At 41.2% G+C, this 13637-nt stretch carries 13 protein-coding genes; 8 read left to right on the forward strand and 5 right to left on the reverse strand.

What is annotated here, in order from left to right:
• The first annotated feature begins 15 nt into the window (after positions 1 to 15).
• Both CLV32_RS01925 and purE read left to right on the forward strand, forming a co-directional pair.
• Positions 16 to 1155 carry a 5-(carboxyamino)imidazole ribonucleotide synthase gene (locus tag CLV32_RS01925; RefSeq protein WP_133551830.1) on the forward strand — a complete coding sequence of 380 codons (1140 nt, stop codon included), beginning with the start codon at positions 16 to 18 and terminating at the stop codon, positions 1153 to 1155.
• Entirely contained in the window at positions 1155 to 1649 is a 495-nt protein-coding gene (gene purE / locus CLV32_RS01930) for a 5-(carboxyamino)imidazole ribonucleotide mutase (RefSeq protein WP_133551832.1), read from the forward strand. The genes CLV32_RS01925 and purE overlap by 1 nt, the downstream gene beginning before the upstream one ends.
• On the opposite strand, the gene CLV32_RS01935 is transcribed toward purE, so the two are convergent.
• Positions 1642 to 2193: a YqgE/AlgH family protein gene (locus CLV32_RS01935; protein ID WP_317130228.1), complete on the reverse strand. Its 552-nt coding sequence runs from the start codon at positions 2191 to 2193 to the stop codon at positions 1642 to 1644. The genes purE and CLV32_RS01935 overlap by 8 nt on opposite strands.
• Positions 2194 to 2253: 60 nt before the next feature.
• Between CLV32_RS01935 and pdxH the strand changes: the two genes are divergently transcribed.
• From pdxH to ruvB, 3 genes are read left to right on the forward strand one after another with little or no spacing between them, the layout of a single operon-like run.
• On the forward strand, positions 2254 to 2904 hold the full coding sequence (gene pdxH, locus CLV32_RS01940; protein ID WP_133551836.1) for a pyridoxamine 5'-phosphate oxidase: 651 nt from the start codon (positions 2254 to 2256) through the stop codon (positions 2902 to 2904).
• A 4-nt stretch (positions 2905 to 2908) separates the two neighbouring features.
• Positions 2909 to 3802 (forward strand): 3-hydroxybutyryl-CoA dehydrogenase, encoded by an 894-nt coding sequence (locus tag CLV32_RS01945; RefSeq protein ID WP_133551838.1) that lies wholly within the window; start codon positions 2909 to 2911, stop codon positions 3800 to 3802.
• Positions 3803 to 3835: 33 nt separating this feature from the next.
• A complete protein-coding gene (gene ruvB, locus CLV32_RS01950; protein WP_133551840.1) occupies positions 3836 to 4858 on the forward strand; it encodes a Holliday junction branch migration DNA helicase RuvB in 1023 nt (340 codons plus the stop codon).
• Here ruvB and CLV32_RS01955 read toward each other — a convergent pair whose 3' ends face one another.
• Complete coding sequence (locus tag CLV32_RS01955) at positions 4859 to 5068, reverse strand: hypothetical protein (RefSeq protein WP_133551842.1); 210 nt, start codon at positions 5066 to 5068, stop codon at positions 4859 to 4861.
• A gap of 76 nt (positions 5069 to 5144) precedes the next feature.
• Between CLV32_RS01955 and queG the strand changes: the two genes are divergently transcribed.
• On the forward strand, positions 5145 to 6080 hold the full coding sequence (gene queG, locus CLV32_RS01960; protein ID WP_133551844.1) for a tRNA epoxyqueuosine(34) reductase QueG: 936 nt from the start codon (positions 5145 to 5147) through the stop codon (positions 6078 to 6080).
• A gap of 3 nt (positions 6081 to 6083) precedes the next feature.
• Here the strand turns inward: queG and CLV32_RS01965 are convergent, their stop codons facing one another.
• Together CLV32_RS01965 and CLV32_RS01970 are read right to left on the reverse strand one after the other, a co-directional pair.
• Positions 6084 to 7943, reverse strand: a complete 1860-nt coding sequence (locus CLV32_RS01965) for a M1 family metallopeptidase (protein WP_133551846.1) — start codon at positions 7941 to 7943, stop codon at positions 6084 to 6086.
• A 38-nt stretch (positions 7944 to 7981) separates the two neighbouring features.
• Positions 7982 to 8947, reverse strand: coding sequence for a 3'-5' exonuclease (locus tag CLV32_RS01970; protein WP_133551848.1), 966 nt, complete (start codon positions 8945 to 8947; stop codon positions 7982 to 7984).
• 179 nt (positions 8948 to 9126) lie between these two features.
• On the opposite strand from CLV32_RS01970, the gene CLV32_RS01975 reads away from it, so the two are divergent.
• Positions 9127 to 11103 carry a DUF3857 domain-containing protein gene (locus tag CLV32_RS01975; protein ID WP_133551850.1) on the forward strand — a complete coding sequence of 659 codons (1977 nt, stop codon included), beginning with the start codon at positions 9127 to 9129 and terminating at the stop codon, positions 11101 to 11103.
• Between the two features lies 1 nt (position 11104).
• A complete protein-coding gene (locus tag CLV32_RS01980) occupies positions 11105 to 13027 on the forward strand; it encodes a DUF3857 domain-containing transglutaminase family protein (RefSeq protein WP_133551852.1) in 1923 nt (640 codons plus the stop codon).
• Positions 13028 to 13136: 109 nt separating this feature from the next.
• Here the strand turns inward: CLV32_RS01980 and CLV32_RS01985 are convergent, their stop codons facing one another.
• Positions 13137 to 13637 (reverse strand): C40 family peptidase, encoded by a 501-nt coding sequence (locus CLV32_RS01985; protein ID WP_133551854.1) that lies wholly within the window; start codon positions 13635 to 13637, stop codon positions 13137 to 13139.

Genomic DNA, 13637 nt, shown 5'->3' on the forward strand with positions numbered 1-13637 from the left:
CTTTTTCATATCGATATGGCAAAACAAATAAGCGAACTGAAATTAGGAATATTGGGCGGCGGGCAATTGGGCAGAATGCTGATTCAGGAAGCTGTTAACTACAATGTAAGCACCTTGATCCTGGATCCTGATCCTGATGCTCCATGTAAAAACCTGGCTAATTACTTCGAATGTGGTTCTATAACTGATTTTGATACGGTATATAATTTTGGAAAAAAGGCTGATCTGATCACCATTGAAATTGAAAAAGTAAATATCGAGGCACTCGAGCAACTGGAAAAGGAAGGTAAACTGGTATTTCCACAATCCAGAGTTATCAGACTTATCCAGGATAAAGGAATTCAAAAACAGTTCTTTAAAGAAAACGACATTCCTACTTCACCGTTTCAGTTGGTAAATGGCAAGGCAGAGCTCGTTAACGTCAATTTTCCTTTTCCTTATATGCTAAAACAACGTAGAGATGGTTATGATGGCAAAGGTGTGATGAAGATCGAAAACCTATACGACGTGGAGAACGCATTCGAGGGGCCATGTCTTATGGAGGAGCTGGTAGATTTTGAAAAAGAAATAGCGGTCATAGTATCTAGAAACAGTAACGGCGACGTCAAGACTTTCCCTATGGTAGAGATGGAGTTTAACGCTGAAGCCAATTTGGTAGAATTCCTCATCAGCCCTTCTACTTATCCGGCAGATGTACAGGAGAGGGCAGAGAAAATCGCATGTCAGATTGCCTCGGCACTAAATATCACCGGATTACTTGCAGTAGAAATGTTCATTACAAAAAATGGCGATATCTTAGTTAATGAACTTGCGCCCCGCCCGCATAACAGCGGTCATCATACCATAGAAGGGAATTTTGTCTCTCAATTTGAGCAGCACTTGCGCGCGATCTGCAATTTACCTTTGGGCGATACCCGTTCCAGGAGTAATGCGGTTATGATTAACCTGTTAGGTGAAAAAGGTCATGACGGCGTGGCCAAATACCAGGGATTAGAAAAAATCATGGCTATTGATGGTGTATACGTACACCTTTACGGAAAAAAATACACTAAACCATTCCGTAAAATGGGGCATGTTACTATTGTTGATCAAAATAGGGAACATGCGATAGAAAAAGCCAATTTCGTTAAACAAACTTTAAAAGTAATATCATAATGAGTGCAAAAGTAGGAATCATCATGGGCAGCAAATCTGATTTACATATCATGAATGACGCTGCTGATGTGATGAAGGAATTTAATATAGACTTCGAAATCACTGTTGTATCTGCTCACCGTACTCCCGACCGGATGTTCAGCTACGCGAAAGAGGCTGCTGGACGAGGTTTGAGTGTTATTATTGCCGGCGCTGGCGGAGCGGCACATTTGCCGGGAATGGTAGCATCAATTACAGTTCTACCTGTAATTGGCGTCCCTGTAAAATCATCAAACTCAATTGATGGCTGGGATTCTATCCTGTCTATTCTGCAAATGCCTAATGGAATTCCTGTGGCAACTGTAGCGCTTAATGCCGCGAAAAATGCCGGGCTTCTTGCTGTACAGATCCTCGCTACAGCAAATCCGGAACTAGCAATCAAACTTCAGGATTATAAAGACGAGCTGCGCAGGAAAGTTGAAGAAACTGCACAGGATATGGAAGACGCTAGTTAAGATTTGGATTTTCCGGAAATTTGCTGACATGGGCATATCTCGGTCCAAGGTTCACAATTACCTCACGCCAGGCTTCCTCTTCATCAGTAGAAAAGAGGACGTCTGGCTGATATTTATCTGAGACAATCCAGGTATTCTCCTTAATCTCGGTATCCAGCTGCTCTTCTCCCCAACCAGAATAGCCGATAAAAAACTTGACTTCATTTTCTGAAAGGTCTCCGTTAGCAATTAGAATTTTTAAAGCTTCAAAATTACCTCCCCAATAAATACCTTCTGCTATTTCCTCGCCACTATGCAGCTTATCGTAACATCTGTGGATAAAGTGTATGGTATCGAGCTCCACAGGACCGCCGTTAAAAACCTTGAACTCGGCAGAAGTCAACTCCGGTATAAGATCTTTCAGCAAAAGATTTGTAGGATGATTTAACACAAAGCCAACAGTACCAAGCTCACCATGTTCGGTAAGCAGGATTACCGAACGCCTGAAGTTCGGATCATTCATAAACGGTTCCGAAATTAACAATCGGCCCTTCGATGGTTTCACAAGACTCAACATTTTGGAAAATTACGACTATTTTAACGAAACTAAAACCTATTTTTGCATATGGAACTGACACAAGAAGCAATCCAAAATTTAAGACAAGATTACCGTTCCGCAACACTATCTGAAGAGGAGATTGAGAAAGATCCCATAGACCAGTTTTCGAAATGGTTTCAGGAAGCGCTGGCTGCCAATATTTACGAGCCAAATGTAATGACCCTGGCTACTGCAGACTCTTACGGAAAACCCTCTGCGAGGATCCTTTTGCTTAAAGGGTTTGACCAAAAAGGTTTTGTTTTCTTTACCAACTATGAGAGCCGGAAGGGCAAAGAATTACTGGAAAACCCACAAGCTTCGATGGTATTTTTCTGGGCTGAGCTAGAGCGGCAGGTTCGCATTGATGGTGTGATCAGTAAAATTGACGAAAGCGAATCTACCGCTTATTTCCATTCACGCCCGAAAGGTAGCCAGATTGGTGCACTGGCATCGCCGCAGAGCAGTGTTATTCCAGATCGTACAACACTTGAGGAGCAGGTCAAAATTCTCACCAAAACATACGCAGAATCAGAAGTGCCAAAGCCGGGATACTGGGGTGGATACCTTCTTGAAGCGCAACATATTGAATTTTGGCAAGGCAGGCCAAGCAGACTACACGACAGAATTGTCTACGACCTGGTTGACGGGAACTGGCTTATAAATAGATTAGCACCATAACATCATGAAGATCATTGCAGTAATAGGTTCCGGAACTATGGGTAACGGAATTGCGCATACGTTTGCCCAGTTTGGTTATCAGGTAAATCTTATTGACATCAATGTGGAAGCCTTGCAAAAGGCATTAAAAACGATCGAGAAAAATCTCGACAGACAGGTGCAAAAAGAAACACTCAGTGAAACGGAGAAACAAGAAACTTTAGCACGTATAAACATCTTCACAGACATGAAGGAAGGTGTAGTTCAAGCTGATCTTGTGGTAGAAGCTGCAACGGAACAACTGGACTTAAAACTGAAAATATTCAGAGAAGTCGATATTTTTGCACCACCTCACACGATTATCGCAAGCAACACTTCCTCGATATCGATTACGCAGATTGCTGCTGTAACTAACAGGGGATCACAGGTAATTGGCATGCACTTTATGAATCCTGTTCCTGTTATGCAACTTGTAGAGGTAATCAGGGGGTATGCCACAAGTGACGAGACTACCGCTGCTGTCATGGAGCTTTCAGTGAAATTGGCAAAAAAACCGGTGGAAGTTAACGACTATCCTGGGTTTGTAGCCAATAGGATTTTGATGCCTATGATTAATGAAGCTATTGCTACATTATATGAGGGTGTTGCAGGGGTGTCAGAAATTGATACGGTAATGAAACTCGGCATGGCACATCCTATGGGGCCATTGCAGCTTGCAGACTTTATCGGTCTAGATGTTTGCCTCGCCATATTGAAAGTATTGCACGACGGATTTGGAAACCCTAAATACGCGCCTTGTCCGCTTTTGGTAAACATGGTTATGGCTGGAAAGAAAGGCATCAAGTCTGGCGAAGGCTTTTACAACTATGCCGACGGGCCAAAAGCCGCTAAAGTAGCCTCAAAGTTCCTTCGCGCTTAACTGCCAAAACGAATTTTATAATATCTTTACAGCATGAACGAAAATCTGGATCCTTCTTTTGAGAACTTAAGTCCTACAGAACGTGATATCGAAAAAGTATTGCGGCCGCAGGCTTTTGACGATTTCACTGGTCAGGAGAAAGTTATGGAAAACCTTAAGATTTTTGTTGCCGCTGCTAAACAACGTGGCGAACCACTAGATCATGTACTGCTCCATGGTCCTCCTGGACTAGGGAAAACAACGCTATCTTATATCATCGCCAATGAAATGAATGTTGGCATTAAAGTAACCTCAGGGCCTGTACTGGATAAACCTGGCGACCTTGCCGGATTACTTACCAACCTGGAAACCGGCGACATCCTTTTTATAGACGAGATTCATAGATTGAGCCCCCTTGTAGAAGAATATCTTTACTCGGCAATGGAGGATTTCAAGATCGATATTATGCTGGAGAGTGGGCCAAATGCACGTTCTGTACAGATTACGCTAAATCCTTTTACCCTTGTTGGTGCTACCACACGCTCAGGGCTCCTCACCGCACCACTTCGCGCACGGTTTGGAATTAATTCGAGACTTGCTTATTACGATGCCAAATTGCTTACAACAATTGTCCAAAGATCTTCTGAGATATTAAAGACTCCGATTACCGACGAAGGAGCATATGAAATTGCGCGAAGAAGTCGCGGTACCCCTCGTATTGCTAATGCGCTGTTGAGAAGAACACGTGACTTTGCTCAGATCAAAGGAAATGGGGAAATTGATACGCATATAGCAAGATATGCCCTTACTGCACTGAATGTAGATGAACATGGGCTGGATGAGATGGATAATAAAATCCTTGTAACTATAATAGATAAGTTTAAGGGAGGTCCCGTAGGTTTAAAAACCATAGCTACCGCTGTTGGTGAAGACGAGGGTACAATAGAAGAGGTATACGAGCCCTTCCTGATACAGGAGGGCTATTTAATGCGTACCTCGCGCGGAAGGGAAGTTACAGAAGCTGCTTATAAGCATCTGAAAAGGATATACCACAACCAATCCGGCAGACTCTTTTAATTATTTACGGAAGGCGAACCAATAGATGAGTAAGATTACTACCAGGATAGGTATAATCCATTTCATTACGGGGCCTGCCCCATTCTCATTTTTTTCTTCTACTGCCTGCGGCGATGGCCCGGGGTCGTTTTCATGATGTGCGTAATCATGTTCAATAGGTTTCGGTGCCTTGTTTGGATCCTCGATATGTTCTTCAGTTGTATTTTCCATGGCTTTAGTTTTGTTTGCCTATAGAACAAACTTGCCACTGAAAGGTTTTAAACCCCGGAAACCTTATCTTTGTGTCATGTTCAGCACTGCCGCCACAAATAGCAAAAAAATCAAGGACGAAGCCATTCGTTTGGGGTTCATGCAATGTGGTATTGCTAAAGCCGGTTTTCTGGAAGAAGAAGCGCCCAGGTTAGAGCGCTGGCTAGCTGACAATAGACATGGAAAGATGGCTTACATGGAAAATCATTTCGATAAAAGACTTGATCCCAGGTTATTGGTTGAGGATGCTAAATCTGTAATATCTTTAAGTCTCAATTATTTCCCTGAAGTGATTCAAGCTGATCCTAATGCGCCAAAGATATCAAAGTATGCTTACGGGAAAGACTACCATCTGGTAATTAAGGAGAAACTTTTCCAACTACTATCATTTATCGAAGAAGAAATTGGCGAAGTGGCTGGTCGTGCTTTTGTAGATTCTGCACCAGTTTTAGATAGAGCGTGGGCTAAACAATCCGGATTAGGGTGGATCGGCAAAAACAGTAATTTAATCAATAAAAAAAGCGGTTCCTTTTTTTTCCTGGCCGAACTTATAATCGACCTGGAACTCGAATACGACACACCCTTTTTAACAGATCATTGTGGAACTTGCACACGTTGCATCGACGCTTGTCCTACAGATGCTATCTTGGCCCCGGCGATCATAGATGCGACAAAGTGCATCTCTTACCTGACAATCGAGCTAAAGGATCAAATTCCTGAACAATTCAGTAACAAGATGGACAACTGGATGTTTGGCTGCGATATCTGTCAGGATGTGTGCCCCTGGAACAAATTTTCCGTACCACACCAGGAACCCGAATTTGCGGCCAGCGAGTCTATTGTTCATATGAGAAAAGAAGACTGGGAAGATATAACCGAAGATGTATTCAGTAAAATCTTCAAAAACTCGGCAGTAAAAAGGACAAAGTTTAAAGGCCTGACCAGAAATATTGACTTTATAAAAAGAACCTGAGCGCTACAAATTAAAGATATTGTCTGATTTGTCCTTATCAGGTGTATGTGCATCTCCCATTAAAATTTTCACCAGTTTCTTACTGGTTGGAACCAATATCTGGATGTTCATGTCACCTTGTTCCCACACCCCTATACTACGGTGAATTTTCTCTTGAGATCCATCAACATAGGTTAAAAGTAAATCCACGGGCAACGGCTTAGTACTTTTATTGAGTATCGAGATTTTATAGCCGGTATCGGTTTTGTCTGCCCCTATGATTGCCATATCAGTAACGCCTTCACTAAAAAACCAACGTTTCCAGAACCAATCTAAATTTTTCCCTGAACCTTCGTTCATGCTATAAAAGAAATCGTAAGGAATAGGATGTTTTCCCTGCCATTGTTCAATATAATGGTGAAGCGCTTTGATAAATAAATCGTCGCCAAGATAATCCCAGATGTAAAGATAGCCCATCCCTGGTTTAGGATAGTCGTTAGTAAAAGTTCCTGCACCCTTTAGATCAGGTGTAAAAGTGATGATCGGTACATCGTCTTTCTTGCCCGAGCTTGAGCCAGTTTGTGAAACGCCATAGGTATCAACCATAGTAGTATCTATCAGCGGACCATTTTTCCACTCTCCTATTGTTGCCCAGCCCTCATCCATCCATGCATACTTCGTTTCATTAGTACCCATATAAAAAGGGAACATGGTATGAAATATCTCATGCACAGTAAGTGTAATTGCGTCCTCCCGTTTTTTTACAGGGTTATCATTGACCATCATTGGATATTCCATCTGATCAAGTCCATCAAAAACAGTGATGTGGGGATACGGGAATGGCCATTTTGGAAAAGTATAGCTCATATCGTATACAGATTTCCGGGCAAAATCAATTACCTCAAAATAGTCTTTGTGTATAGGGTTAAAAGCAGCATCGACCCGGGTCCTTCTACCACTTTTAGGATCTACAACAAGACTCGATGATTTCCATAAGTAGTGATCACTCGTTGCAAATACAAAATCTGTTACCTTTTTTGCCTCGAATTTAAATGTATTCTTGGGTTTATCCGCTGTCACCATTTTCTTCTGCAGATCCTCAGGCGTAATCACGTCAATTACCTCATCAGATTTCTCCGCCCGACGCAATTTATCATTTACAGCGGGCTTAAGTACTGAACTACTGTTTTGCAGGTCGCCAGTGGCCCAAACCATATAATCTTTTGGAACAGTGATTTCAGCTTTGAAATCGCAGAAATCATTATAAAACTCCTCAGCACCGTTGTATGGGTATTTATTCCAGCCATCAATGTCATCGTAAACCGCTATACGAGGAAAAAAGTAGGCAACAAAATGTGAACCCTGATCTACCTCGCCTGTTCTGGTATGAGATCCTTTATTTAAAACATAAGAATAGCTTACCGATACTTTAACCGTCTTGCCTGGCGCAAGTGGCTGTATATCCAGATACATGTTTGTTCCTTGAATGGTATACATCGAAGCGTTATATGCCTTGGCACCTATTTTTAAACTGGCAATTTTTACGCCTTCTCCAAGATCGCTTTGATCAATTCGTGTAGCTTTTTTTTCAGCCTCCTTGGTATATAAATTTGGATAGAGCTTAAACCAAATTTGTTTGAGTGTATCGGGGCTGTTATTCTCATAAACAATATCTTCTGATCCCGTAATCAGTCTCGTTTCAGGGTTAAAATCAGCTTTCAACGCATAGCTTGCTTTATTTTGCCAATAATTTTTACCTGGTTTACCAGATAAATCACGTGTTTGCTTGGTATAGGCAGGCTGAAGTGCCGGCAATATAGGAAGCTGAGCAAAAAGCTGAAAGCTGAGTAATACCAGCCCGATTACAACCAGGAATCTTTTCATCAGGATATCTTTAATTTTTAAGAGGTGTATTATATTGTTTACTTACCAAACTTCATTTTTAATTGTTCCAGCATATCTGGAGTTACACTAACTGCAGGTTTAGATTGCTGCTTTTGTTGAGTAACAGGTTTTGGAGCCTGTGGCCTGGCCGGCGCCGGCGCAGGTTGCTGAGGCTGTCGGGCAGCACGCGTTAGTTCTTTCTTCTTGTTCCACCTTGTCCAAACCTCATCCAACTTTTTCTTGGTATATAATGGAAAATCACCCTGCTTCATCCATGAATAGTAACTAGGTTCCAGGTCAAACACCTGCTCTACAGTCCTTCCCTTGTGTTTTCCGAAGTTAAAACATTCTTCGTCCTTGTCATTAAATACCATGCGTCCGGCGAAATCAACGGGCTTATTCATATTGGTAAAAAGGTGAAGCGCATCAACATCATTCAGCACAGGCTGACTGATCTTACCTTGCTTGTCTTCAAAATCTACACCCGCATAACGTTCAAGCTGAGCTAACAATACGTGGTAAGTTGCAGTGATATCAGCTTCCGCAGAATGTGCGTTGATGATGTCTTTGTTGCAATAAAACTTGTAAGCCGCTCTCAGTGTGCGCTGTTCCATTTGGTGGAAAATATTTTGCACATCAACAAATTTACGGTCAAACATATCAAAGTCGACACCTGCTCTTAGAAATTCTTCAAGCAGCACAGGAATATCAAATCGATTTGAATTATATCCTGCAAGGTCCGCATCGCCAATAAACTCAGCAATCTCGGCAGCGACAGTTTTAAAGGTCGGCTCTTCTTTAATGTGTTCATCATAAATCCCGTGAATCAACGACGATTCCAAAGGAATTGGCATTTCTGGATTAATGCGCAAAGTTTTGATCAATTCAGAACCATCTGGCATAGCCTTCAATATTGCTATTTCTACTATTCTATCTGAGGCTACATTTACTCCTGTAGTTTCCAGATCAAAAAAGGCTAAGGGACGCTTTAAGTTTAATTTCATTTTCTTTTAAGTTTCAATGCATTGTCATCACTGGCTTCTGAAACAGTATCCAGACTCAGGGCTCTAGTTGTAAAAGCTAAAATCCTACCAACCAAAAGTCGGAAAAATCATTCATTAATTGCATAATAATTTGATTAGGTTACCAACTAAATCTATATTGTGCCACTTTAAATGCTCAAATGAAAACTACGTTCACACTCCTATTCCTATTCTTTTTTTGCTCCGGATCTATTTACGCCCAAAACTTCGAGTACGGCAAATTTACTAAAGAAGAACTCGACATGAAAATCTATGCGAATGACAGCACTGCCGATGCGGTAGTACTTCGCGAATTCGGATCAGCCAATATCGATTTGGACAATTACACAAATGAAAGTTATGTCAATTTCGTATACCATACGCGGATCAAGATATTGACCAAAAATGGGTTTAATGCTGCAAATTTCGTCATTGAACGCTACATATATGATAAAAAACAAGATGAGATTTCAGAAATTGTTGCTACTACTTACAACTATACCGATGGTTATCCCAAGCCTACTATATTGCCGATCACGCAGGTGTTTACCGAGCAAAAGACCAGGTATCTCAACCTTACCAAATTCACCTTACCCAACCTTAGGCCTGGCAGCATCATAGAAATCAGTTACCGGTTACGTGTAAACAATATATTCAATTTCAAATCATGGCAGTTTCAGGACAATATTCCAAAAATAACAAGCACTTACATCTCCTCGTTACCAGCCATCTATAATTATAACATATCGCTCCGTGGGGCACAGAAACTTACCTCACAAAAAACCGAACTTGTTCGGGATTGCATCAGTATTGCTGGCAATAAATGTGATTGTTCAAGAAGTATATACACCATGGATAATATCCCGGCTTTTAAAGAAGAGGATTACATGACGGCAGCTTCAAACTTCAAATCAGCAATCAGTTTTGAACTCCAGGATGTACGCCATTTTAGTGGAGGCACAACCAACTATACAAAAAACTGGAGGGATGTGGATAATGAGCTGACCTCATCGAGAGAATTTGGCAGCCAGATGAAAAGAACAGATCTTTTTACTGCGCAACTACCTGTCATTCTTCAAAATGCAACAGATCCTTTATCTAAAGCAAAAGCTGTATATGCGTATATTAAAAAACAGATTAAATGGAACCATTACCTGGGTAAGTATAGTGAATTTCAAATTAAAAAGGCCCTGGAAACACACTCCGGCAACGTTGGCGATATCAATCTTGCATTAATAGCAGCTTTGTCGGCAGCCGGAATAGAGACTGAAGCGGTAATTCTATCCACAAGGGCGAATGGTTTGGTAAACTCGCTATATCCTGTAATTACAGATTTCGACTACGTCATTGCGAAGGTTAATATCGGAGACAAAAGTTACCTGCTCGACGCAACTGAACCCCTCTTACCTTTTGGTCTGTTACCCCTTAGATGCATCAATGGAAAAGGCAGAGTGGTGAATCTGAAAAAACCATCTTATTGGTTTGATCTTTTAGCATCAGAAAAAGAATTGACCAGAAGTAATTTAGTAGCTAGTTTGTCGCCAGATGGTAAGATCACTGGAACATTAACCACTTATTCCAAAGGATACGCAGCATTGGAAAGAAGACAAAAGATAGCAGCAGCAGGATCAGCTGACAATTATGTTCAATCCCTGGCCGAACGACTAACTAATATCAAGGTTGGCAATTATAAAATCGACAATATCGACAGCCTCGACGAGTATCTGATAGAAACGTACGAGGTAACCATGAATAGCTTTGACAAGCCCGGTCTGGATAAGTTTTTCTATAACCCCTATTTTCTAGATAGGACAACAAAGAATCCATTTAATCTAAACGAGCGCAATTACCCTGTAGATCTTGGGGCGGGTGTAGATAGAAGAGTGAGTATTACATTGACACTGCCAGCAGACTATGTTTTTGCCGAAGTACCTAAAAATAGTGCTGTCGGACTTCCAGGAAATGGTGGCCGTTACCAGACCTCAGCCACTATAGACAAAAACGAATTAACATTTAGCTCGTTATTTACACTAAACAAACCTGTATATCAACCCGATGAATATCTGTTTCTAAAGGCGTTATATAGCCAGGTCATACAACAGCAAAAAACAGATCTCGTATTGCAAAAAGTTAAATAGGATGTTCAAAAAAACACTTTTTCTGCTGTTCGTTGGACTTTTACACCAATACAACGTACATGCACAACCCGGCTACAAAGCCAGTGAGATTCCAACTCCGTTGTTGGTCAGGGCAAGTGCTGTTATTCGAAATATGGAGACAAATGTAGATATGGTTGCCACAGATCAGGTCATAATCCGCATCAGGAAAACCGTCACTATACTGAATAAAAATGGAGAAGATATGGCTGGTCTCGTGTTGTCTTACAACAAAAGTCGGACTATAAAAGCCGTAAAAGGATCCGTATACGATGCTGATGGCTTGCTGATCAAAAAAATAACGCTTTCAGATTTTGAAGATGCCAGTGCAGCCAGTGATTTCTCTCTATATGAAGATGAACGCATCAAGCACTTTACACCATCTGTAAATAGTTACCCTTACACGGTATTCTACGAGTATGAATTGCGTCTTAAACAAAACTTGGTAATACCAGATTGGTATGCAAACCCCTATACCGATGTAGCGGTACAAAAAAGCAGCTATACCTTTAGCTGTAAAACAGGTGAAAAGCTAAGAATGAAAGCTTACAATTATGCAGGAAAGCCATTAGAATCTTCTACACCCGGCATGATTAGCTATACCTGGGACGTTGTTAACCTACCAGCATTGAAGGCCGAACCGTATATGTCTTCGGGAGATAATTTCCTTACCTACGTCAAAGTCGCAGCCGAAAATTTCAGTTATTACAATACAAAAGGCACTTATGCCGATTGGGAAGGGTTGGGAAAATGGATTTATAACGACTTAATCAAAAGTAGACAACAGCTATCCCCTGCTACGATCGCTGAAGTCAGGGAACTAGTAAACGGCATCGACGATCCAAAAGAAAAAGCACGCAAAATCTATCAATATGTTCAAGATAAAACGAGATATGTTAGTGTTCAGATCGGAATTGGGGGATATCAACCGATAAGCGCAGAAAATGTTCATTATTTGGGATACGGAGATTGCAAAGGACTCGTTAATTACACGCAAGCCTTGTTGAAAGCCGCAGGCATTCCCTCACTTTATTGCATCGTATATGCAGGGAGCTTTAAACAGAACCTTGATCCTGAATTTGCCAGTATGAATCAGGCAAACCACATTATTCTTTGCGTCCCTTTCGAAAAAGATACTACCTGGCTGGAATGCACGAGTCAGGTTACGCCGTTCGGCTATCTCGGTGATTTTACCGATGACAGAACTGTTCTTGCCTGCACAGAATCTGGAGGGAAATTACTGCACACCCCCGTGCTTACAGCTGAAATGAATAGCATTAAACGTAGGGCTCAGTTAACCGTCGACATGCAGGGGAATATTACCGGTCAGATGAAAACTATTTTTGCAGGATCAAATTACGACAATGATGAAGAGCTTCTTACAAAACCTTATGCCGATCAACTTAACTTGCTAAAGGATATATACGATATAGACAATATCAATTTTGAGCAACTCAAAATTGCTCAGAACAAAGGTTCCGCATGGCCTTTAACAACAGAAACCTGCAATATTACCATCCCAAATTATATGGTTCAATCGGGCAATCTAAGTTATCTTCAACTCAACATATTTAATAAGACGCGAAGTATTCCTGACTTGAAAGAGCGGAAACTTGAGCTTTATTTAAACAGGGGATATAGCTACGAAGATGAGCTCACTTTTGCATTACCAGAAAACCTTAAGATCGAATATCAACCCCAGAATATAAACATGGAAACAGTGTTCGGCGACTACCATGCGCTAATAACTTTCAAAGACCATACGCTTATTTACAAGCGAATACTAACAGGAAAAACAGGAAAATTTCCTCCCAAAGCCTACGCTGAATTTGCCGACTTTATCAATAAAGCTTACATCGCCGACCAAAATAAAATTGTCCTTACGCTCGCTAGCTCAAAAAAATAATTCCCAAGGCAATCGCAACGATCATAATTAAATACATCAGAATTTCTGTTACCGCAAACTTTTTGTATTTGGTCCAGAATGATACCGGTTGTTTATCGTTTGACATGATTTAATTTTTAATAGGGCCTGCTTTAACAAATACTTTTTGATACGCCGGCAATTTGATATTATCCACTACCACCCCCCTGGTGGTAGAGGCATGTACAAAATAATCGTCATTCAGGTAGATGCCTACGTGATCCACTTCCGAACCCCCAAAAGAAAAAAAGATGAGATCCCCTTCTTTCAATTGGTCAAGATTTTTAGATTTAATAGTCTCTGCCTGATCTCTTGACCTTCGTGGTAATTCGAGGCCGTAAATATCACGTTCCAGCAGGAGCGCAAAACCAGAACAGTCGATACCACTTTTATCAAGCCCGCCAAGTTTATATTTAACACCTGACCAATCGGTTATAAAGCGATACAAATCTTTGCTTTTTAAACTCGCCATGGCTTCTGCAGCTTTTGCTGCAGGAGTCCGGACTGTTGCCGTATTTTTTCTAGAGCTACATGCAGAAAGGAAGCCCAGCAACAAAAACAATATGGTGATCTTAGTCAGCGTACATTTCAT

The sequence above is a fragment of the Pedobacter duraquae genome (assembly GCF_004362245.1).
Classification (GTDB): domain Bacteria; phylum Bacteroidota; class Bacteroidia; order Sphingobacteriales; family Sphingobacteriaceae; genus Pedobacter; species Pedobacter duraquae.

What these genes read in the sequence shown, in the direction of transcription:
- CLV32_RS01925 (WP_133551830.1), top strand. Translation starts at nt 16, where the DNA reads ATGGCAAAACAAATAAGCGAACTGAAATTAGGAATATTGGGCGGCGGG.
- purE (WP_133551832.1), top strand. Translation starts at nt 1,155, where the DNA reads ATGAGTGCAAAAGTAGGAATCATCATGGGCAGCAAATCTGATTTACAT.
- pdxH (WP_133551836.1), top strand. Translation starts at nt 2,254, where the DNA reads ATGGAACTGACACAAGAAGCAATCCAAAATTTAAGACAAGATTACCGT.
- CLV32_RS01945 (WP_133551838.1), top strand. Translation starts at nt 2,909, where the DNA reads ATGAAGATCATTGCAGTAATAGGTTCCGGAACTATGGGTAACGGAATT.
- ruvB (WP_133551840.1), top strand. Translation starts at nt 3,836, where the DNA reads ATGAACGAAAATCTGGATCCTTCTTTTGAGAACTTAAGTCCTACAGAA.
- CLV32_RS01955 (WP_133551842.1), bottom strand. Translation starts at nt 5,068, where the DNA reads ATGGAAAATACAACTGAAGAACATATCGAGGATCCAAACAAGGCACCG.
- queG (WP_133551844.1), top strand. Translation starts at nt 5,145, where the DNA reads ATGTTCAGCACTGCCGCCACAAATAGCAAAAAAATCAAGGACGAAGCC.
- CLV32_RS01965 (WP_133551846.1), bottom strand. Translation starts at nt 7,943, where the DNA reads ATGAAAAGATTCCTGGTTGTAATCGGGCTGGTATTACTCAGCTTTCAG.
- CLV32_RS01970 (WP_133551848.1), bottom strand. Translation starts at nt 8,947, where the DNA reads ATGAAATTAAACTTAAAGCGTCCCTTAGCCTTTTTTGATCTGGAAACT.
- CLV32_RS01975 (WP_133551850.1), top strand. Translation starts at nt 9,127, where the DNA reads ATGAAAACTACGTTCACACTCCTATTCCTATTCTTTTTTTGCTCCGGA.
- CLV32_RS01980 (WP_133551852.1), top strand. Translation starts at nt 11,105, where the DNA reads ATGTTCAAAAAAACACTTTTTCTGCTGTTCGTTGGACTTTTACACCAA.
- CLV32_RS01985 (WP_133551854.1), bottom strand. Translation starts at nt 13,637, where the DNA reads ATGAAATGTACGCTGACTAAGATCACCATATTGTTTTTGTTGCTGGGC.